The organism is Acetobacter sacchari, from assembly GCF_017377715.1.
Classification (GTDB): Bacteria; Pseudomonadota; Alphaproteobacteria; order Acetobacterales; family Acetobacteraceae; genus Acetobacter; species Acetobacter sacchari.
In genome coordinates, this window is the sequence record NZ_JAFVMF010000006.1 from 156,409 (window position 1) to 177,120 (window position 20,712).

Genomic DNA, 20,712 nt, shown 5'->3' on the forward strand with positions numbered 1-20,712 from the left:
GATTCAGGTGTGAACGGCGCAGTCGGTGTGACGCCTCTCAGCGTCCTCCCCGCAGAGCAGCGAAACCGAAACGGTAGGCCAGAAACGCCGCCAGCGCAGAACCCAGACTTGCCAACACGGTCGGGCGCTGCTCCGGGTCTGCCAGCATCGTGATCGTGACCGACGCAATGGCGACGATGGCCGCATAGTTGACTGCGGGAAACAGCGGAATGGCGCTGTAACCCCAGCGTGGCCCGGCGCGCTCGCGCATCCGCAGATGTGCGACGACGATCAGAAGGTAAATGAACAGCATCACCGCGCCGGTCGCGCCGAGCAGAAATGCGAAGACCGTGCCGGGAGCAAGAATGGACGAGAAAGCCGCAAGCAGGCCAAAGACGCTGCACGCCAGCACAGCAGCCTGCGGCGCGCCGGCGGCCGAGAGGCTTCCGAGCGCACGGGGCGCTTCGCCGCGCAACGCCAGCCCACGCAGAGTTCGCGCCGTGACGAACATCGCGGAATTCAGGCACGACAGGACGGCGCTCAACACGACGAGCCGTATTGCAAATGCTGCGCCGGGCACGCCCATCACGTCCATGGCCAGCACGAACGGAGACTGTCCGGGATGGATGTCGCTCCACGGCTTGATGCACAGGATCAGCGACACCGAGACGACGTAAAAGAGCGTGATCCGCGTGCCAATCGTTCGCGTTACGCGCGACAGATTACGCGGCGCGTCACGAGATTCCGCCGCTGCGACAGTCGCGATTTCGGAGCCGACCATGGAGAACAGCACTGTCGGCAGGACGGCCAGCAACGCCCCCATGCCATGCGGCAAGAAACCGCCGTGACCAAGGAACGTCGCCACCGGAGCAGGGTGACCGCCCAGCAGCCCAAACAGGTATGACGCCCCAAGAATGCTGAACACGACGATGCAGGCGATCTTGATCAGCGAGAGCCAGAACTCGAACTCGCCGAAAACTCGGACCGCCGTCTGGTTGATAAGCGCAACGCCCGCGACCAGCGCTGTCGCCATCAACCAGACGGGCAGGCCGACCCAGTCCTGGAGCAGGATTGCCCCCGCGATAGCCTCGCTGCCCACGGTCACGACCCAAAAGCCCCAGTACAACCAGCCGGACACGAAACCGGCGGCGTCGCCGCAGCCCGCACGGATATAGTCGACGAACGATCCCAGTCCCGGCCGTGCGAGCAGCATTTCACCGAGCATCCGCATGACCGTGACCACCAGAGCGCCGGTGAAGGCGAAGGTCAGCAACACTCCGGGCCCCGCGCCTGCGATAGCGGCGCTGCTGCCGACGAACAGCCCTGCGCCGATCACGCCGCCAAAGGCGATCATGGAGATGTGGCGCGTTTTCAGTTCGGATGCGCCAGTAGACGCCTTGCCATGTTTGGTCGCTTGCGTGGTCGCTGTCTGCACGCGAGGTCGCTCCGTATCGTTGCGGGGTCGAGCGTGCGCGAAAGTGGCGCGCATGGCGACTGATCTTATGGTGCCGTTCGGATGGACGCCACGCAAGACGTTACGCATCCGAACGGGAGAACAGTCTGGCGCAGTCAAGGCGCTGGCTTCATGAACACCTGTCAGATAAATACACGCTCAGGTTTTTACGGGAGAGGGTAGATGGAACAGCGGCCTGTCGTGTTTATCGACGGAGAAGCAGGAACGACGGGGCTTGGTATCCGCGAACGCCTGCGCGCTCTTCCTGTTCGCCTGCACTCCATCGATCCGGCTCGCCGTAAGGATTCCGCCGCCCGCGCCGAGGCCATGGCGCAAGCCGATCTTGTCGTGTTGTGCCTGCCGGACGCTGCGTCACGGGAAGCCGTGGCGATAGCCGGAGAACTGGCGACGACCGGACAGGCGCCGAAGATTCTTGACGCCAGCACCGCATTCCGCGTCGCGGATGGATGGACCTACGGCTTTCCGGAACTCGACCGCCTGCAGGCCGGGAGGATTCGGGAGGGGAACTTCGTCTCCAATCCCGGTTGCTACCCAACCGGAGCAATCGCGCTTCTAAGGCCTCTGGTCGAAGCCGGGGCGCTTGATCCTGCGTATCCGGTTTCGATCAATGCGGTCAGCGGCTACAGCGGCGGTGGCCGTTCGATGATCGAGGCGCATGAGCGCGACGGCGGTCCGGCGTTCGAGCTTTATGGGTTGGGTTTGACGCACAAGCACGTGCCCGAGATCGAGCGTCACGCGCGTTTGGCGCGTCGCCCGCTTTTCGTTCCGTCGGTCGGGCACTTTCCGCAAGGCATGATCGTGTCGATTCCCCTTCATCTTTCCGATCTCGCTTCGGGCGTGACCGGGGAAGGGCTGCGCGACATCCTTTCGCGTTATTACGAGGGGGCGCGCTACGTTACAGTCGCCGCGCCTGAAGGCGCGTTGATCGGTGAAGCGCTGGCAGGCGCGGACGGCATGGAATTGCGCGTTCACGCGAACGACGAGCACCGTCAGGCTGTTCTCACTGCGCGCCTGGACAATCTGGGCAAGGGCGCATCCGGGGCCGCCATTCAGAATATCGCCCTGATGCTCGGGCTTGAATCGGATTAAGCCAGTAACCGATGAAGAGAAGGCGTCGTCGCATCTTTCGCGACGCGTCGGTTGCTGATACAGAACCCCTCGCTGCGAGAGTGACGGAACGGTAGACGTAGTCGGCTCAAAATCGACCGCCGCAAGGCATGGGGGTTCGAGTCCCCCCTCTCGCACCAGATAATCTGGAAAAAATGATGACCGAGACCGCCGACGCTGCGCTGCTTCCCAATTGCAAGCCGGGAGCGCGACCGGCGAATCCGCGTTTCTCGTCTGGGCCGTGCGCCAAGCGTCCGGGCTGGTCGCTCGACGCCCTGTCGGGCGCGCTGCTTGGGCGATCCCATCGCGCGCCGGAAGGACGGGCGCGGATTGCGGAAGTGATCGACCGTTCGGCGACGATTCTACGCATGCCTGCCGCTTGGCGTTTGGGCGTCGTTCCGGGTTCCGATACCGGGGCTGTGGAGATGGCGCTCTGGTCGCTGCTTGGCGCGCGCCCGGTGGACGTGTTGGCGTTCGAGAGCTTTTCGGCGACGTGGGCTAACGACATCGTCTCCCAACTTGGACTGGATGCCCGGGTGCTGACCGCCGATTATGGCCGTCTGCCCGATCTCTCGACCGTCGATTGGTCGCGTGACGTGGTGTTGGCATGGAACGGAACGACGTCGGGCGTTTGTTTCCCGAGTGGTGACGCCATTCCGGCTGAGCGCGATGGTCTGGTGATCTGCGACGCGACGTCTGCAGCGTTCGCCATGGAGCTCCCATGGGAGAAGCTCGATGTCGTGACATGGTCCTGGCAGAAAGCGTTGGGCGGAGAGGCTGCGCATGGGATGCTGGCTCTCTCGCCACGCGCTGTTGCGCGGCTGGAAGGCGAGCCGGCCCCACGCCCATTGCCAAAGGTTTTTCGTCTGACTTCGAAGGGCAAGTTGATCGAGGGCATTTTCAAGGGCGACACGATCAACACCCCTTCAATGCTCTGCGTCGAAGATGCGGTGGACAGTCTGAAATGGGCTGAAAGCGTCGGCGGTCTGCCCGGCCTGATCGCGCGCAGTCGCGCAAACCTTGCGGTTCTCGCCGAGTGGGAAGCGCAGTCTGGCTGGGCAAGCTTCCTCGCCGAAAACGCCGAGGACCGATCCAGTACGTCGATTTGCCTGCGCATTACGGCTCCCTGGTTTATGGGGCTGGATGCGGAGACGCAGACGCGTGCGGCGAAGGATATCGCTGACCTGCTGACTAGGGAGCAAGCCGCGCTCGACATCGCCAGCTACCGCGACGCCCCGCTCGGGCTGCGTATCTGGGGTGGGGCGACGGTCGAGACGGCAGATATCGTTGCGTTGATTCCCTGGCTGGACTGGGCCGAGCGGGAAGTCAGAGTGAAATACTCCTGACAACGGACTGATTTTAAAGTTTATAATTTGTTGTGGGTGTGAACGTTATGCCGCTCACGCCTTAGGCGGGAATCTCTGGTGTGGCTTCCGTCATTTCCGAAACAAAATAGAGCGCTGATTTTAAAGAATTTTATAGGATAAATACCAAAGCGGGCAGCGCGTTCAGCGAACCGCACGCCTTCCGCTTTCGGTGGCGCCCATCGCTCGTTCCCACTCCTCACGCAGCACAGCGTCCACTGTCGCCATATCGACGTCGACGCCCAAGTCCTTGAGACTGGTCACGCCGTGTTCGCGGATGCCGCACGGTACGATACCTTCGAACGCTGACAGATCGGGCGACACGTTCAGTGAAACGCCGTGCCAGCTCACCCATCGGGTCACGCGGACGCCCAAAGCGGCGATCTTGGATTCGTAGCCCGTTTTCGAATCGACGACCCAGACGCCAACGCGATCGTCCCGTGTTTCGCCTTTAACGCCGAATCGTCCCAGGGTCGCGATCAGCCATCCTTCCAGAGCGTGCACATATGCGCGCAGGTCGCGCGGCGGGACCGGGCCATGCTGGCGGGCAAGATCCAGCATGAGATACGCCACGCGTTGACCGGGACCATGATAGGTCCACTGACCGCCACGGCCCGCGGGATAGGTCGGAAATCCTCTTGGATTGAAAAGGTCGGAATCACGTGCGGAGGTCCCTGCGGTGAACAGGGACGGGTGCTCAAGCATCCAGATGCGCTCCGGCGCATCGCGCCCGCGTATCGCAGCCACGGTTTCAGACATCGAAGCTATAGCGTCAGGATAGGCGACGGGGTCGGATGAGATTTCCCATTCCACCTGCTTTGTCGCAGCTGCGTCTCGTGTCGGGGATAATTCTCCGCCGTCTTCGACAAGAATCGGTTCAGGGGTCATTGCAGGCTGATCGAGCATCGGTTATACGCGCCTCCACTCCCCGGTATCCAACAAACGGAGCCGGAAGTCACGCTGCGGCCGTGGCGGAATGGTAGACGCGCAAGCTTGAGGTGCTTGTGGGGGAAACCCTGTGGAAGTTCGAGTCTTCTCGGCCGCACCAAATTCCCGAATGTCGGGATTTTCAAATTTAAAATTTATTTGCGAAGCGGCCGCCCTGCAAAGGGCGGCCCGCGCGCGTTCGCATTATTCCTGTGATTAACTTCGGTTTCGAAATTAAGGCGCGATTGTGGCTCTAAAAGCCTCAGAACAGAGATATTTTCTGATTTTTTAATCCTGTTGAAGGCTGGCAACCGACTGCGATCCCGCCTTACAGTACGTCGCATGCCGGCGCGCTGATATTCATCGCCGCCCGGCTCGTCCGCCCATTCATATAAGGTGCTCATTCGTGACGAAGCCATTGCGTAAAGCTGTGCTGCCAGTCGCCGGCCTTGGAACCAGATTCCTTCCGGCGACCAAGGCGATGCCGAAAGAAATGCTGCCAGTCGTCGACAAGCCCCTGATTCAGTACGCAATCGATGAAGCGCGTGCGGCGGGAATTGAAGAATTTTGCCTCATCACAGGGCGTGGCAAAGATTCTCTTATCGATTACTTCGACGTCGCATTCGAGCTGGAAGTCACACTGCGCGAGCGCAACAAGACCGAGGCGCTGGATGCTCTCAAGCCCAGCAGCATAGAGGCCGGTTCTCTGGTCGCCGTGCGTCAGCAGGAACCCCTGGGCCTCGGCCATGCGATCTGGTGCGCGCGCAGCTTTATCGGCGACGATCCATTCGCGATCCTGCTGCCCGATGACATCGTCCAGTCGGACGTGTCCTGCCTGAAGCAGTTAGCCGATACGTACTATCAGACGGGCGGCAGCGTCGTCGCCGTCGAGGAAGTGCCGCGCGAGCATACGAACCGTTATGGCATCCTCAAGCCCGGCGCTGATGACGGGAAGCTGGTGGAGATCGCAGGCCTCGTAGAGAAGCCGAAGCCTGAAGAGGCGCCGTCCAATCTTTCCATCATTGGTCGCTACGTCCTGACGCCAGAGATCATGCCCTTTCTCGGCCTGCTCGAAAAAGGCGCGGGCGGAGAGGTGCAGTTGACCGACGCTATGGCGAAGACCATTGGCAAGACGCCATTCCATGGCCTTCGTTACGAAGGCAAGCGTTTCGATTGCGGCAACAAGATCGGCTTTCTCGAAGCCCAGATCGCGTTCGCGCTGGAGCGTCCCGATCTCGCCGACGATGTGCGCGGTTTCCTGAAGACCTACACCGGAGCTGTTTGATGACTTTTCGTCACACGTTCGACGCGACGAGCCTTCGCGAATACGATATTCGCGGCATCGTCGGCGCGACGCTGAAGCCGGAAGACGCGTACGCCATTGGCCGCACGTTCGCCAGCATGGTTATCTGCAACGGCGGCAAGAAGATCGTCATCGGTTATGACGGCCGTCTGTCGTCGCCGGAACTGGAGGCCGCCCTTGTCAAAGGAGCCGTCGCCTCCGGCGCTGACGTTACGCGCGTTGGGTGTGGACCGACGCCAATGCTTTACTACGGGTCTGTTGCATTCAAGGCCGACGGCGCCATCATGGTGACCGGCAGCCACAATCCGCCGAACTACAACGGCTTCAAGATGATGTTCGCGGGCAAGCCGTTCTTCGGCGACCAGATCAAGGAACTCGGTCGCCTGTCCGATGCGGGCGACGTGGTCCCGGATGCGGAAGGCTCGGTCACGACGGTCGACATCAGCGACGAATACATTACGCGCCTGATGAAGGACTGGGACGGTGGCGAGCGAAAGCTGAAGGTCGTCTGGGATAACGGCAACAGCGCCGCGGGCGACGTGCTGAAGAAACTGCTTGAGAAGCTTCCGGGCGAGCACATTGTGCTGAACGGGGAAGTGGACGGGAACTTCCCGGCGCATCATCCGGACCCGACTGTCGCGAAGAATCTCGAACAGCTCATAGACAAGGTTCGTGAAGTGAAGGCGGACGCGGGCATCGCGTTCGATGGGGACGCCGACCGCATTGGACTGGTCGACGATAAAGGAGAGATCCTTTGGGGCGATCAGATCCTGGTCCTGCTTGCCCGCGACGTACTGAAGACCCACCCGTCGGCGACGATCATTGCTGACGTGAAGGCCAGTCAAGTTCTGTTCGACGAAGTCACCAAAGCTGGCGGCGCGCCGCTGATGTGGAAGACCGGCCATTCGCTGATCAAGTCCAAGATGGCGGAAACCAAATCGCCTCTGGCGGGCGAGATGTCCGGGCACATCTTCTTCGCCGACAAATGGTATGGCTTCGATGACGCGATCTACGCGGCCATTCGCGTGCTCGGCATCGTCGCACGCCTCGATACGCCGCTCTCTACTGTACGGGAGTCCTTGCCGAAGACGATCTCCACCCCGGAGATCCGTTTCGACTGTGACGATCTGCGCAAGTTCAAGGTGATCGAGGAAGTCGCCGAACGCCTCCGCACCGAAGGCGCAGATGTTTCGGAGATCGACGGCGTTCGCGTCAACACGGAAGATGGCTGGTGGTTGTTGCGCGCCTCCAACACGCAGGCTGTTCTGGTCGCGCGCGCCGAAGGCAAGAGCGACGCGGGGCTTGAGGCGCTAAAGGACGCGATTTCGCGCCAGCTTGAGCAATCCGGTTTGGAGAAACCGGATTTCTCCGGTGAAAATGCCGGCCACTGACCGGCGGCCACTCAGATAACCCGGCCTTGCGCCGGGCTTATCGCAGCTATCGATCCGGGAGGCAGCCTTGCAGAACGAGGACGCGTTCCGGTCGTTTCTTGAGCCCGGCCAGTGGGTGACGCACCCTGACCACCCCGAATGGGGTTTGGGGCAGGTCCAGTCGGCGATAGGACGTCGCGTCACCGTCAATTTCGAACATATGGGCAAGGTGGCGCTCGACGCGTCCATCGTAACGCTCAGCATCGAGGTCTGATCTCGAATCGGTGGATCAGACCTCGGCGCTTCCTCGACCATGCAGATCGGCGATATCGTCGACTTCAGCCTGGGGCGCAGTTATACCGCTCGAATCCTTCATTTTCTGCTCCTCACGTTGTGGGGCGCTGCGTCCGCTGCATGGCAGGGAACCTGCGGAACGCGAGTTTGTCAGGACTGTAACTTCACCTCGCGGCCAGTTCAGGCGTATATCGAGGACAAATGCGGTCCAGTTTAATCGACAGCCACGGTCGGGCGATCTCTTATCTTCGCGTATCGGTCACCGACCGATGCGACATGCGGTGTGTCTACTGCATGGCGGAGGACATGGAGTTTCTGCCACGCGCTGACGTCCTGGACTTTGCTGAGATGGAGCGCTTGTGCGCGTCGTTTATCCGTCGCGGCGTGACCCGTATTCGCCTCACCGGCGGAGAGCCGCTTGTCAGGCGCGATATCGACACGCTTGTTCGGAGTCTCGGCCGATGGCTACGCCCCAAGGGTTCGTCCACACCAGGGCTCGACGAATTGACGCTCACGACCAACGGCAGCCAGCTAAGGCAGCATGCGAAAGCTTTGTATGAGGCAGGCGTAAGGCGCGTGAACGTCAGTTTGGATACGCTCGATCCCGAGCGTTTTGCGACCGTGACGAGACGTGGCCGGCTTCATCAGACGCTGGACGGGGTTCAGGCTGCGCTCGACTCTGGCATTGCGGTGCGAATCAACACAGTGGCGATGGCTGGCGTCAACGATAGGGAATTCGACCAGCTTATCGGCTGGTGTGGGGAAATTGGCGCCGATTTGTGCCTGATCGAGACCATGCCGATGGGCGACACTGGCGAAGACCGCCGGAGCCAATACCTGCCGCTCGTCGATATCAGGCGCGACCTTGCTACGCGCTGGACTCTGGAGCCTCTAACAGTGCGAACCGGCGGCCCCGCCCGTTATGTTAGGGTCGCGGAGACGGGGAAAAAGCTTGGGTTCATCACGCCGTTGAGCCACAATTTCTGCGAAAGCTGCAATCGCGTGCGGCTGTCATGCACTGGACGACTCTACACGTGCCTCGGGCAGGAGGATGGCGCCGATCTTCGCGCCGTGTTGCGGGGAGGTGGTTCAGACGACCAGATCGCGGCCACGATCGACGACGCCCTGTCGCACAAGCCGAAAGGGCATGATTTCATGATCGGCAGACGCGGGGGCGAAGTCTCCGGTCCCGTGAGGCACATGAGCGTAACCGGAGGGTGATCTGCCTTCTGGAGATTTATCGTGATCATTACGTTAATATTTTGAAGCGCGATTGACTGGCCCGACCTGCGCGACTCAAATCGCTGAGACATGATGTTCGGTGTTTATCAATAAATGTCGGGTTTCATGACGCCGTCTTGAGCGAAGAGGCCGTGATGAGTGACGCAGGGGCTGTCGACCCGAAAATCTGTCAAATCGTTCGACAGTCATTGCCGCAGATTGAAAGCGCGTTTGGAGTGCGGATTCTGAGGGCCACCGAAGCCGGTCCTCGAGGCTATGGCGCTGGCTCGCTCGATACCCCTCATGACGTTCAGTTTGCTTATGTTCGAAAGGTGGACTGGTATCTCAGGTTGACGCCGGGAGCGGAGAAAATCTCTCTGCCCGTGTCGCCCGAATTGAACATGACAGGGAGTGATATTCGCGGCGTTCTCCGCTCCGCCCAGAGTGGCGATTTTGAAGCTCTGCTGAATCTTGCGCAGGGCGACGTTTATTTTGACCGGCCTGAGGGCTGGAGTGAGTGCGCCGGACTGATCACGCCAGAGAACACCCGGGCATCTGATTTTCTGCGACTTCGTAATCGCGCCGTTACCCGATCCAGAAGCTGGGGCTTCGGCACGGATCAGGATTTCGCGGAATTTTTCGACGTCGTGTATTGCCTTCTGCGCGCCCGGTGGCGTGCAGATCGCAGTGATTCGCTCCCGGAAGGCATAGCCCCCCTCATTGAAGGGCTTGAAGATGATCTCCGCGCCGATATCCACAAATTACTGAATGCAAAACGCGAGAAGGCGGAAACAGCTGTCGTCCCACCGCTCCCTCGGATTCAGATCTTCATGGACAGCGAGATGCAGCGCCTCGCAGACGTGAGCATGCCTGCGCCTGCGGGCGTCGCGTCTGAGCCATTCGACCAGATTTTTTCGAGCCTCGTGCGGAATTTCGGCTGACAGGGCTTCGCCTTACGCGTTCCCATAAGCAAAAAAATGAGTTCGGCTGCATCAGGCTGCGTGGTTACGGCGAAGGAACTGCCGAGCGCGAATCAGTTGAAGTGTAGGCCATCGGCCTGCCGCAACAACAGGATCAACAAGGCCGTCACCGGGCGCTGAGCGAATGCGCTGACTGCGAAGAATCCCGACGCAAATGTGTGTTTCCGTTTCGGCAACAGCCTGGTTGTAATATTATACTGGACCGGGCGCCCCCCTTTCGCATTAGTTTCGGTGTCAGGACGGTGCGAGTGGGGGAAACACTCGGTCGCGCCGGGGGGCGCGACCACCTGTTCTTTGTTTGAACGCCCCACTATCTGCGTTTTGGCGCAGATAGTGGGAGAGCAGGAGCGTCCCTATGGCCACGCCGCGCGAAACGGAAGTGTCGGCGCAATCCCTTGAAGCGTTGAGCGAACAGGTGAGGCGCGATCTGGATCGCATACGCTATCCGCGCCGCGAATGGATGCCTGTGACCAAGCGCGACGGCGAAGCCGTGCTGGACGTCGCTATCATCGGCGCTGGTCAGGGTGGTCTTGCTACGGCGTTCGCGTTGAAACGCCTTAACGTCGATAATGTCACCGTTTTTGATCGCGCACCGCGGGGCGGAGAGGGGCCTTGGGTCACGTTCGCCCGTATGGTCACTCTACGAACACCTAAATACGTGACCGGGCCGGATCTTGGCGTCCCTAGCCTGACGCCGCGTTCATGGTTCTCAGCGCAATATGGCGCTGACGCATGGGACGCTCTCGAAAAGATAGCCCGGCAGGATTGGCAGGCTTATCTCGACTGGTTCCGTAAGACGCTTGAACTGCCTGTCGAAAACGATCTTACTTTCGAAGGAGTCACGTGGGAGGACGGTCTTCTGCGATTGACCTTTCGCTCGGCGGACGGCGGCGTCACCTCCCGGTTGACGCGGAAGCTCGTGCTGGCCACCGGCATAGATGGCGGCGGATGCTGGAATACGCCCGCTTTTATTCGCGAGGCTTTACCACGATCGCGTTACGCGCACACGTCCGAGACAATTGACTTCGCGGCGCTGCGCGGCAAGCGAGTTGGTGTTCTCGGGGCCGGAGCGTCCGCCTTTGACAACGCAGCGACCGCTCTGGAAGCAGGCGTCAAATCAGTCGAACTTTGCCTCCGCCGGAAGGTCATCCCCTCCGTCAATCCGTACAGATGGATGGAAAACACCGGGTTTCTCGCGCATTTTCCATCTTTGCCGGATCTTCAGCGCTGGCGTTTCATGGCGCATATTTACGATCTCAACCAGCCACCGCCGCAGGACACGTTCTGGCGTTGCCGCGGGCATGAGGGTTTCTCCTTCCATACCGGCTGTCCCTGGACTGACGCGCGGATGGAAGGTGAGGAGATCGTCGTGGATACGCCTCTCGGCGAGAAACGGTTCGATTTCGTCATCATCGGCACAGGCTTCACGGTCGATCTGAAGCTTCGCCCGGAGACTGCATCTTTTGCTGACGCCGTGGCGCTCTGGCGAGATCGGTTCACGCCGCCCGAGGGCGATGAGCATACGTTGATCGGCGCACATCCATATCTTGGCGACGCGTATCAGTTTCTGCCCAAGGATGCAGCGGATCCGCGCGCGCCCTTGCTGGCCGCGATCCATAATTTCACATTCTCGGCTACGCCCAGCATGGGACTGTCTGGCGCGTCCATCAGCGGCATGCGCTTTGGCGTGGATCGTCTGGCGCGCGGACTCACGCGCGACCTGTTCGTGGCGGACGGTCAGTGGCATCTCGATAGCTTGCTCAAGTATGACACCCCCGAACTGATCAGCACGGAGCCGCCGCCTCGATAGGGCCTTCGCCGTTCACGCTCGGCGCATCCTGTAAGACCGTCGCGCATTCAACAGGCGTCGTGATCGTCAATTCCCTACCAAAATTCGGAGCGTCGCCATCTGTCTCAGTACTGATAAAAGGTTCTGATTCGAAACGATTGGACTGGCGCCGGGCAAGTCTTCCTGACGGGCGTTGCGCGTGTAACAATTCCGCCGTGCCGGAAACGACCGGCGTCTGATCGCGATTTATGATGAGGGGGCGGATATGTCTGTGAATGTCGACGAGGGAGCGGATGAACTCGCGATCATGGCGCGGGCGGTGGACCTGCATCTGCCGGACGCGTGCCGACCGGGCGTGGAAGCCAATACCAACGTGTTGCGCGGCTACGTCGCCCTGATCGAAGGATTGCCGCTCTCCGATCACTGTGAGCCTGCGTTTGGGTACAAGCCATGACGATGACCGCCGCAGCCCAGGCGAACGCAGTTCGATTTGGCGTAAAAACTGCGCGCGAAACGATCGAAGCGGCGATCGAGACGGTCGGGATACGTGATCCTGCCTATTGCAGCGTGACGCGGCTTCTCGCGGAGCGCGCGCGGCGTATGGCCGACGCAATCGACATTCGCATTGCGCGAGGCGAGCAGGTCGGTCCGTTGGCGGGCGTCCCGTTCGGCGTCAAGGATCTGTTCGACGTCGCCGGGGAGGTGACGACCGCAGGCTCCGTCGTTCTGGCTTCTGACCCTCCGAAGGAAGACGACGCCATTGTGGTGCAACGTCTGATCGCGGCAGGCGCCATCCCACTCGCTCTGCTGAACATGGACGAGTTCGCCTACGGCTTTGCGACCGAGAACGCCCATTATGGCGTCACCCGCAATCCGCGTGATACGGATCGCCTGGCAGGCGGATCGTCTGGCGGATCGGCGGCAGCCGTCGCCGGTGGCCTGGTTCCGATCACTATCGGATCGGACACCAACGGCTCGATCCGCGTTCCGGCGTCGCTGTGTGGCGTGTGGGGACTGCGGCCAACGCAAGGCCGCCTGCCGCTCGGCGGAGTGTATCCATTCGCAGCCAGCCTGGACGTTGTTGGTCCTTTCGCCGGAGACGTGGACGATCTGAAACTGGCCTTCGAGGCGATGGATGGTCACGCGCTCGATGAAGTCCCCGACACAAGGGGCCTGCGGGTGGCCAGACTGGGCGGATGGTTCGAACAGGATCTGGTTCCCGCATTGCGAGAGGGACTGGAGCGTCTGACCGGGTTCTTCGGAACCTCTCGTGTAGTCGAATTGCCAGAACCGGCGCGCGCGCGGGCGGCTTCCTTCGTCATCACGGCGGCGGAAGGTGGTTCCCTGCATCTACCCCGTCTGCGAACGCGACCGATAGACTACGACCCCGCCACACGCGACAGGCTGATGGCCGGCGCCATGCTGCCGGCAGCGCCGGTGATCCGGGCGCATCGTGTTCGAAACTGGTTCCGCGAGCAGGTGCATGCGCTGTTCGAGCATGTGGACGTTCTCATCGCGCCCGCGACAGTCGGCCCGGCGCCGCGCATCGATCAGCCGACGATCATGGTCGGCGGCAAGCCGGTGTCCGCGCGCGCCAATCTGGGGCTGTTCACCCAGCCGTTAAGTCTGGCCGGGATGCCGATCCTCGCCGCTCCGCTTGCGCCGCCTGCACACGAAGGCGCGTCGGCTGAAGAGCGGTTGCCTCTTGGCGTGCAACTCATCGCGGCGCCGGGAAAAGAGGCCAGCCTTTTCGCCATGGCCACTGCGCTTTCGCAAGCCGGACTGTTGGGTTTCCCAACTCCTGCGCCTGCGCCGGTCCATATGTCGTCGTCAAATTCCGGTAACTCCTGAGGATAGAGGGTATGCTGCACACCCAGCGCTCGACACGCGGCATGGTCACCGCCCCGCATCACCTTGCGGCGCAGGCGGGCGTTGACGTGCTGCGTGACGGCGGTTCGGCTATCGAGGCCGTTATCGCCACGGCGGCAACCCTCGCGGTCGTTTATCCGCATATGACGTCGATCGGCGGAGACGGGTTCTGGCTTATCTGCTGGCCAGACGGCCGCACACAGACGATTGACGCCTGTGGCGGTGCGGCGGCAGCGGCTGATCTCGATCTCTATCGCAGGAGTGGGCATGACGCCGTGCCGTGGCGCGGTCCTCTGGCTGCGAACACCGTGGCGGGAACGATCTCTGGCTGGGCGAAGGCGCTCGAACTCGCGGCGCAGGCCGGAACGCCGCTGCCGCTGGAGCGGCTGCTGCGCGACGCCATCTGGTATGCGGAGAACGGCGCGCCGGTGACAAAGGGGGGCGCGGAACTGGCCGCCGCAAAATCGGCTGAACTGCGGCCAGTTTCTGGTTACGCAGCGATATATGAGCCCGACGGTCGTCCGTTGCTTGAGGGCGAGCTTCTGCGTAATCCAGCGCTCGGCGCGACGTTGCGTGAACTTGCGGAACTCGGTCCGGCCTCATTCTATGACGGGCCGCTTGCGGCGCGTATCGCCGCCGATCTTGCGGCTGCGGGAAGTCCGGTCACCGCCGCCGATCTTGCGGCGCATCGGGCGAGCGTTCGACCGCCCCTGTCCACGTCCATCAAGGGCGCGACGCTGTTCAACATGGCGGCGCCGACTCAGGGCGTCGCTTCGCTGCTTATCCTTTCGCTTTTCGATCGTCTTGGCGTGACGCAGGGTGAAAGCTTCGAACACATTCACGGCCTTGTCGAAGCGACAAAGCAGGCCTTCCGATATCGCGACATCCATGTCGGCGACCCGGCCTATATGACCGTCGACGCGCAAACGCTTCTCGATGATTCGCGCGCGCTTGACGCCATGGCTGCCGCCATCGACCCCGCGCGCGCCGCGCCATGGCCGCACCCCTCCCAGGCCGGGGACACGGTGTGGCTCGGCGCCATCGATAGCGATGGCGTTGCGGTCAGTATGATCCAGAGCACCTACTTCGAATTCGGCTCGGGGATCGTGCTGCCACAGACCGGGATCACTTGGCAGAACCGGGGCGCGAGCTTCAGGATCGCCGAAGACGGATGGAACGCCCTGAAACCCGGCCGCAAGCCTTTCCATACCCTGAACCCCGCCGCGGCCCGCTTCGATGACGGGCGCCTCATGGTCTACGGCACGATGGGCGGCGAAGGGCAGCCACAGACTCAGGCGGCGGTGTTCACCCGCTACGCCCGGTTCGGCATGGGATTGCAGGAAGCCGTCACGGCGCCGCGCTGGCTGCTGGGCCGGACATGGGGTGAAGACAGCGTGACCCTGAAATACGAAGATCGCTTTTCGCCCGAACTGATTGCACGTCTCGGCGCTGCGGGCCACGCGATTGAACGCGTCGCGCCGTTCACATCGATGATGGGGCACGCAGGAGCGATCCTGAGAAATCCGGACGGGGTGCTGGAAGGCGCATCCGACCCGCGCAGCGACGGGGCTGTGGCGGCGTGGTGAACGGTGAAGCGCTATAACTCCGGATGACGCTCGCCAGAAAGATAGAGCATCATCCGATCAGTCGGAATTGGCTGATCGGATAAAGAGATTCGTCAATACAACAAACCGGAGTCCATGAACGCGCATAGACGTGTGAGTTGGCTAGATATTGGGAAAAGAGACGATGCCGGAACCATTTTTCGGACAGATAGATCCGCCGCAGCGCCTGCTGATGGGACCGGGGCCGGTGAACGTCCATCCTCGCGTTTTGCGCGCGATGAGCGCCGACATGCTGGGGCAGTTCGACCCGGAAATGACGGAATACATGAACCAGACCATGGCGCTTTATCGTCAGGTGTTCATGACCGCCAACCGATGGACGTTTCTGATCGACGGCACGGCGAGGGCCGGGATTGAGGCTGCGATGGTCTCCCTTGTGGAACCCGGCGCGCGCATCCTGATTGTCCGGGCCGGACGTTTCGGGTTGCTGCTGTCCGAAATCGCGGAGCGGATCGGCGCCGACATCCGCACGCTCGATCTCGAATGGGGAGAAGTCGCAACTCCAGAGGCCATCGAGGCCGCGATTGTCGCGCATCGCCCGGCGGTCTTCGCCTGCATCCACGGCGACACGTCCACCACAATGGCTCAGCCGCTTGAGGGCGTTGGCGAGATCTGTCGCAAACACGGCGTCCTGTCCTACGTCGATGCGACCGCGACGCTGGGCGGCATGGCGGTGGATGTCGATGGATGGGGCGTGGACGTCGTGACAGGCGGGCTGCAAAAATGCATGGGCGGGCCGCCAGGTTCCTCGCCCATTACGATCTCCGACCGCGCCGCCGAGCACATTTTCCGCCGGCGGCACGTGGAGAGCGGCATACGCGCGGCGGACGCCACGGATGGGATCGGTGCGCGCATCGGCTCGAACTATTTCGACCTCGCCATGGTGATGGATTACTGGTCGGAAAAACGCCTGAATCATCATACCGAAGCGACGACGATGCTTTACGGCGCGCGGGAATGCGCCCGTGTGATGCTTGAAGAAGGACTGGGGACACGCTTCGCCCGCCATCGCGCCGCAAGCGCCGCCGTGACGGCGGGATTGCGGGCGATGGGTCTGAATGTGTTCGGTCAGGATGCGTTCCGCATGACGAACGTAACAGGCGTCTGGATACCCGAAGGCGTCAACGGAGACGCCGTGCGCGCGCGGATGCGCGAGGACTTCGAAATCGAGATCGGCACGGCGTTCGGGCCGCTCGCCGGACGTATCTGGCGCATCGGCGCGATGGGCTACAACGCGATGAAACACAAGGTCCTGCACACGATCGGCGCGCTGGACACGGTGCTTGCGGGGCAGGGATACGCCGTCCGTCGTGGAGAGGGCGTGGACGCCGCACTCGCCGCATGGAACGCGACGCTTAGGGACGCCGCATGAGCGGGGCCTACCCTCGGGACCTCGCCGGATACGGCCAGACGCCGCCGGATGCGCGCTGGCCCGGCGGCGCGCGCGTGGCGGTGCAGTTCGTCGTCAATTACGAGGAAGGCGCAGAGAACTCCGTCCTGCACGGCGACCCAGCATCCGAAGCGTTCCTGTCAGAAATGGTTGGGGCCCGGGCGATTCCGGGCGCGCGGGCGATGGCCATGGAAAGCCTTTATGAATACGGCTCCCGCGCCGGATTCTGGCGATTGCGACGGCTGTTCGTCGAACGCGGGCTGCCGGTGACGGTGTTCGGCGTGGCGATGGCGATGGCCCGCAACCCCGCCGCCGTCGAGGCCATGCTGTCGGCGAACTGGGAAATTGCGTCCCACGGATTGCGCTGGATCGATTATCAGGACGTGCCAGAAGCCGTCGAACGCGAACACATCGCCGAAGCCGTGGCGATCCATACGGCGCTGACCGGGACGCGGCCGCTCGGCTGGTATCAGGGACGCACAAGCCCCAATACGGCGCGCCTTGTTGCCGAGGAAGGGGGGTTCGTCTACGACGCGGATTCCTATGCCGACGACCTGCCGTATTACGACCGCACGCATGGCCGGGCGCAGCTGATCGTGCCCTACACGCTCGACGTGAACGACATGAAGATCGTGGCGCTGAACGGTTTTACGGACGGCGAGCAGTTCTTCCGCTATCTGCGCGACACCTTCGATCAGTTGTGGGACGAGGGCGCGGAGACGCCGCGCATGATGTCTGTCGGCCTGCATTGCCGGATCGCCGGACGACCGGCGCGCGCCCGCGCGGTCGCGCGCTTCCTCGATCACGTCATGGCGCACGACCGGGTATGGGTGGCGACGCGCCTCGACATCGCAAGACACTGGCTGGAGACTCATCCCGCATGACCGACGCTGTAAGCCGGGTCAACGCCATGACGAAGGATGCGTTCGTGGCGGCCTTCGGGCCGATCTACGAATGTTCGCCCTGGATCGCGGACGCTGCGTTCGCGCAGGCGCCGTTCGCCGACACCGCCGCCGTGGCAGCCGCCCTGCGCGGCGTGATTGCGGCGGCGCCGGACGAAGCGAAACTTGCGCTGGTGCGTGAGCATCCGGAGCTTGCGCGGCGCGCGGGCGTGGACACGACGCTGACCGACGCGTCCCGTGCGGAGCAGGCGTCCGCCGGGCTCGACAGGCTGACGCCCGTCGAATATGCGCGATTCAACGCCCTTAACGACGCCTACAGGGCGCGTTTTGAGATGCCTTTCGTCATCTGCGTGCGGCTCAGCGACAAGGATTTCATCCTGTCAGAAATGGAGCGTCGCGGCGCGAATACGCCAGAAGAAGAGCTTGCGACCGCCTTGGGCGAGATCGACAAGATCGCCGCGTTGCGCTGCGCCGAGGTCTTTCGCAGATTGGAGGAGCCGTCATGAGCACATTGTCGACCCATGTTCTCGATCTTGTCGCAGGCGGCCCGGCCGAAGGCGTGGCCGTCACGCTCTGGCGCGGTGAAACCGTGCTGTTCGCGGGCGCCACCAACGGCGACGGACGCTGTCCGGAGATCGCGGCCGTCGGACAACTTGAACCGGGCATCTATCGGCTGGAGTTTGCGGTCGCCGCTTATTTCCGCGACCGGGGCGTAGCGTTGAGCGATCCGCCATTTCTGGGCGTGGTGCCGATAGCTTTCGGAATCGCGGAACCTGCGGAGGACGGAAAGGGGGGGCATTACCATGTGCCGCTTCAGGTCTCGCCGTTTGGATATTCCACGTATCGGGGGAGTTAAAGGCGCGTCGTCATTTAATGGGTAAAGTTTTACCCGAAGAAAGCACGCGTTTTTTGACTCTCCTGATCTGCATGGCGCTTCAGGAGGCGGAGGATCGTGTCGCCAGTGACGGTAAGACGATTGACTTCAAAGTGAAGGATATTGCCTGACGATGGCTGCTCCAGGCGCAAACGGTATCGTAAAATACGCTCATCTGATCCGTACCCGAAAATATGTTGCGGTGATTTCCATGGACAATCGAGGTGGCAGTTATTTCTCTGTTACGGGATGGTCCACGTTTATTGACCGCAAAGAGGCCACGCCGCAGTGGATCGGGAAAAATCTGATGAAGGCCCTGCGGACTAGCAAGGACCTCTTTATGGAATGGGGTAAGTATCCCCTACCTCAAGACAAAATTGACGCAGAGCGTAAAAAATCGGGGCCGCTCTACATGGAATTCTGGGGTCGTGTTCGGGAGAAATACGGCTTCAAGGATTGGCGCGAGGCTCAGACAAAATCGGCTCTGGTTTTTGCGGAATGGGAATGTGAGCAGACGGACCAAGTCCATCTGGCAGCATCAAAGGGGCGGGGAACAAGTCACTCTGCCTGGTATTCGAACGAAAACCACGGCAAGGTCTTTCATGCCTCGATCAGTGCCAGTGATCAGGAGTTTGGCGCGGTGGCGCTGCAGGCGCTTGACGCCTGCCAGCCAAACTACGCGTGACGCGCAGCTATCGGAACCGGCCATCTGCAAAGCGCTCCAAGGATCGTATTGCCGCCGACCCGGACACAAGCGGGAAAGATATTGATTTTGCTGTCAAGGTGATCGCATGAACATGCAGCAGCCGAGAGTTGCCCCCAGCACGAAACGAGCAAATATTATTCGAACACGAAAATATTTTGCTGTCATCTGCCGGGATGAATGGGGAGGCAGTCATTTCTCCCCGGACGGTTCCTCAATTGCCATCCCGATCAAGCAGGTTTCGGCGATCTGGATAGGAAACAACCTACGCCAGGCTCTCCTGACGAGCCATGACTATCGCGCGGATTACGGCTATGGTCCGCTATTTGACGAGAGACTTCAGGAAGCTCGCCCACGATCTGCCGCAGCGTCAAGAAATTTCTGGTTCGGAATAAGAGATGAGTACGGTTTCAAAGATCATCTTGCGGCCATGTCGAAATCGGCGCTCGCTTTCGTCGACTGGGATTACGAGGAGACGGATCAGATACGGCTTCGGGCTTCACGGGGTCGGGGCGGAGGACACTCAGCGTGGTATTCGCACGAAAACCACGCTAAGGTTTTCCATGTTTCGATCAACGTCACCGACGAAGAACTCGGCACGGTGGCGTTGCAGGCGCTTGACGCCTGCCAGCCAAATTACGCGTGACGCGCCAAGGGAAGTTCTCTGTAAAGCCTATCACGACGCCATGAACGACGTCTCCGCCGCCAGCGGCAAGTCTCTGACCTTCAAGAGCAACCCGGTGTCGTGATGAGAAAGAAAAAGCCGTTTCCAATAAGAAGTCATCCTCCGGGCACGCCGCATAGAACATGTCAGGTCAATCGCACGGACATGTACATCACCGTTATTTCTGACGAAATATGGGGCGGAATGCACTTCTCACGTCGCGGCCTAGCGATCCATTCGGCACGGGATGTGACGCCCGAATGGATCGGCGCCAATGTGCGACAAGCGCTCGAAACAAGCGAGTATTGCTCCCCGCCTCCTGGCGTTCCGATTGACCGGGACCACCTCATCGCCATGAAGGCCGCGTCAAGTGAGCGGCGTCTCGCCTTCTGGGACGACGTCGCCAGCACCTATGGCTACAAATCGAGGGATTTGGCCTGGAAAAAGAAGGACCACCTGTTCATTTCCTGGTTTAACGGATTGGAACCTGACATCGTCATGGAGGCATCCAAAAGCTCGGTTACCGGCAATCATTCGGCTTGGCCGCTCGACAGAAACGAAGGACGCGTCTTCCGGATTCCTTTCGCCGCATCCGATGCAGAGATTGGCGAAACAGTCCTGAAAACCTTGGCGAAGTGCGAAGGTCCCGGAAAGTCCACCCAGCCTCTCTTTCCATGATCCTGTCTGTCCGCTGAACAGGTAATTCATTCTGAACAACCCCGGCGCTTGCTGCGATAGGACCGTTGATCAGGGCGACTTCGGAAACGGGCGTGCGGCCATTGCCTCATGGGACCCGGAGAGTGGGGAGCATGGCTCAGAGTTCCGGCGCCCACGAGGCAGGAGCCGGGCGCCATAATGCAGGCCGCTGCGACGACTG

At 61.3% G+C, this 20,712-nt stretch carries 21 protein-coding genes and 2 tRNA genes; 21 read left to right on the forward strand and 2 right to left on the reverse strand.

Annotated features, from left to right (window positions below; translation table 11 throughout):
- Positions 1 to 37: 37 nt before the first annotated feature.
- Positions 38 to 1,414 carry an amino acid permease gene (locus J2D73_RS06990; RefSeq protein ID WP_341535040.1) on the reverse strand — a complete coding sequence of 459 codons (1,377 nt, stop codon included), beginning with the start codon at positions 1,412 to 1,414 and terminating at the stop codon, positions 38 to 40.
- A gap of 201 nt (positions 1,415 to 1,615) precedes the next feature.
- Here J2D73_RS06990 and argC point away from each other — a divergent pair, with 201 nt between their 5' ends.
- The 3 genes from argC to J2D73_RS07005 all read left to right on the forward strand — a co-directional run bounded on the left by argC (position 1,616) and on the right by J2D73_RS07005 (position 3,906).
- Positions 1,616 to 2,542: an N-acetyl-gamma-glutamyl-phosphate reductase gene (gene argC, locus J2D73_RS06995; protein ID WP_207880792.1), complete on the forward strand. Its 927-nt coding sequence runs from the start codon at positions 1,616 to 1,618 to the stop codon at positions 2,540 to 2,542.
- 74 nt (positions 2,543 to 2,616) lie between these two features.
- A tRNA-Leu gene (locus tag J2D73_RS07000) sits at positions 2,617 to 2,700 on the forward strand.
- Positions 2,701 to 2,718: 18 nt separating this feature from the next.
- Positions 2,719 to 3,906: a phosphoserine transaminase gene (locus J2D73_RS07005; protein WP_408736832.1), complete on the forward strand. Its 1,188-nt coding sequence runs from the start codon at positions 2,719 to 2,721 to the stop codon at positions 3,904 to 3,906.
- A 162-nt stretch (positions 3,907 to 4,068) separates the two neighbouring features.
- Here J2D73_RS07005 and lipB read toward each other — a convergent pair whose 3' ends face one another.
- Positions 4,069 to 4,812 (reverse strand): lipoyl(octanoyl) transferase LipB, encoded by a 744-nt coding sequence (gene lipB / locus J2D73_RS07010; RefSeq protein ID WP_207880947.1) that lies wholly within the window; start codon positions 4,810 to 4,812, stop codon positions 4,069 to 4,071.
- 74 nt (positions 4,813 to 4,886) lie between these two features.
- Between lipB and J2D73_RS07015 the strand changes: the two genes are divergently transcribed.
- From J2D73_RS07015 to J2D73_RS07095, 18 genes are all read left to right on the forward strand, one after another.
- Positions 4,887 to 4,972, forward strand: a tRNA-Leu gene (locus tag J2D73_RS07015).
- 285 nt (positions 4,973 to 5,257) lie between these two features.
- Positions 5,258 to 6,136, forward strand: coding sequence for a UTP--glucose-1-phosphate uridylyltransferase GalU (gene galU, locus J2D73_RS07020; RefSeq protein ID WP_207880796.1), 879 nt, complete (start codon positions 5,258 to 5,260; stop codon positions 6,134 to 6,136).
- Positions 6,136 to 7,545: a phosphoglucomutase/phosphomannomutase PgmG gene (gene pgmG, locus J2D73_RS07025; protein WP_207880797.1), complete on the forward strand. Its 1,410-nt coding sequence runs from the start codon at positions 6,136 to 6,138 to the stop codon at positions 7,543 to 7,545. Before galU ends, pgmG begins: the two co-directional genes overlap by 1 nt.
- Positions 7,546 to 7,612: 67 nt before the next feature.
- Positions 7,613 to 7,798, forward strand: coding sequence for a DUF3553 domain-containing protein (locus J2D73_RS07030; RefSeq protein WP_026396388.1), 186 nt, complete (start codon positions 7,613 to 7,615; stop codon positions 7,796 to 7,798).
- Positions 7,799 to 8,019: 221 nt separating this feature from the next.
- On the forward strand, positions 8,020 to 9,039 hold the full coding sequence (gene moaA / locus J2D73_RS07035; protein ID WP_207880799.1) for a GTP 3',8-cyclase MoaA: 1,020 nt from the start codon (positions 8,020 to 8,022) through the stop codon (positions 9,037 to 9,039).
- 137 nt (positions 9,040 to 9,176) lie between these two features.
- The gene (locus tag J2D73_RS07040; RefSeq protein WP_207880801.1) at positions 9,177 to 9,980 is read left to right on the forward strand and encodes a DNA polymerase beta superfamily protein; all 804 of its coding nucleotides are present in this window, start codon (positions 9,177 to 9,179) and stop codon (positions 9,978 to 9,980) included.
- 394 nt (positions 9,981 to 10,374) lie between these two features.
- Positions 10,375 to 11,829 (forward strand): NAD(P)-binding domain-containing protein, encoded by a 1,455-nt coding sequence (locus J2D73_RS07045; protein ID WP_207880803.1) that lies wholly within the window; start codon positions 10,375 to 10,377, stop codon positions 11,827 to 11,829.
- Between the two features lie 244 nt (positions 11,830 to 12,073).
- Positions 12,074 to 12,262 carry a DUF4089 domain-containing protein gene (locus J2D73_RS07050; protein ID WP_207880805.1) on the forward strand — a complete coding sequence of 63 codons (189 nt, stop codon included), beginning with the start codon at positions 12,074 to 12,076 and terminating at the stop codon, positions 12,260 to 12,262.
- On the forward strand, positions 12,259 to 13,659 hold the full coding sequence (locus J2D73_RS07055) for an AtzE family amidohydrolase (protein WP_207880808.1): 1,401 nt from the start codon (positions 12,259 to 12,261) through the stop codon (positions 13,657 to 13,659). The genes J2D73_RS07050 and J2D73_RS07055 overlap by 4 nt, the downstream gene beginning before the upstream one ends.
- 11 nt (positions 13,660 to 13,670) lie before the next feature.
- Positions 13,671 to 15,263 (forward strand): gamma-glutamyltransferase family protein, encoded by a 1,593-nt coding sequence (locus J2D73_RS07060; RefSeq protein ID WP_207880810.1) that lies wholly within the window; start codon positions 13,671 to 13,673, stop codon positions 15,261 to 15,263.
- A 163-nt stretch (positions 15,264 to 15,426) separates the two neighbouring features.
- Positions 15,427 to 16,674 (forward strand): pyridoxal-phosphate-dependent aminotransferase family protein, encoded by a 1,248-nt coding sequence (locus J2D73_RS07065; protein ID WP_207880812.1) that lies wholly within the window; start codon positions 15,427 to 15,429, stop codon positions 16,672 to 16,674.
- On the forward strand, positions 16,671 to 17,576 hold the full coding sequence (gene puuE / locus J2D73_RS07070) for an allantoinase PuuE (protein WP_207880814.1): 906 nt from the start codon (positions 16,671 to 16,673) through the stop codon (positions 17,574 to 17,576). The genes J2D73_RS07065 and puuE overlap by 4 nt, the downstream gene beginning before the upstream one ends.
- On the forward strand, positions 17,573 to 18,100 hold the full coding sequence (gene uraD, locus J2D73_RS07075; RefSeq protein ID WP_207880816.1) for a 2-oxo-4-hydroxy-4-carboxy-5-ureidoimidazoline decarboxylase: 528 nt from the start codon (positions 17,573 to 17,575) through the stop codon (positions 18,098 to 18,100). Before puuE ends, uraD begins: the two co-directional genes overlap by 4 nt.
- Positions 18,097 to 18,450, forward strand: a complete 354-nt coding sequence (gene uraH, locus J2D73_RS07080) for a hydroxyisourate hydrolase (RefSeq protein WP_207880818.1) — start codon at positions 18,097 to 18,099, stop codon at positions 18,448 to 18,450. The genes uraD and uraH overlap by 4 nt, the downstream gene beginning before the upstream one ends.
- Positions 18,451 to 18,467: 17 nt before the next feature.
- Positions 18,468 to 18,599 carry a hypothetical protein gene (locus tag J2D73_RS21015; RefSeq protein WP_279380900.1) on the forward strand — a complete coding sequence of 44 codons (132 nt, stop codon included), beginning with the start codon at positions 18,468 to 18,470 and terminating at the stop codon, positions 18,597 to 18,599.
- Between the two features lie 2 nt (positions 18,600 to 18,601).
- Positions 18,602 to 19,153 (forward strand): hypothetical protein, encoded by a 552-nt coding sequence (locus J2D73_RS07085; protein WP_207880820.1) that lies wholly within the window; start codon positions 18,602 to 18,604, stop codon positions 19,151 to 19,153.
- A gap of 106 nt (positions 19,154 to 19,259) precedes the next feature.
- Entirely contained in the window at positions 19,260 to 19,817 is a 558-nt protein-coding gene (locus J2D73_RS07090) for a hypothetical protein (RefSeq protein WP_243429736.1), read from the forward strand.
- Positions 19,818 to 20,000: 183 nt separating this feature from the next.
- On the forward strand, positions 20,001 to 20,513 hold the full coding sequence (locus J2D73_RS07095; RefSeq protein ID WP_243429737.1) for a contact-dependent growth inhibition system immunity protein: 513 nt from the start codon (positions 20,001 to 20,003) through the stop codon (positions 20,511 to 20,513).
- Positions 20,514 to 20,712: the final 199 nt, after the last annotated feature.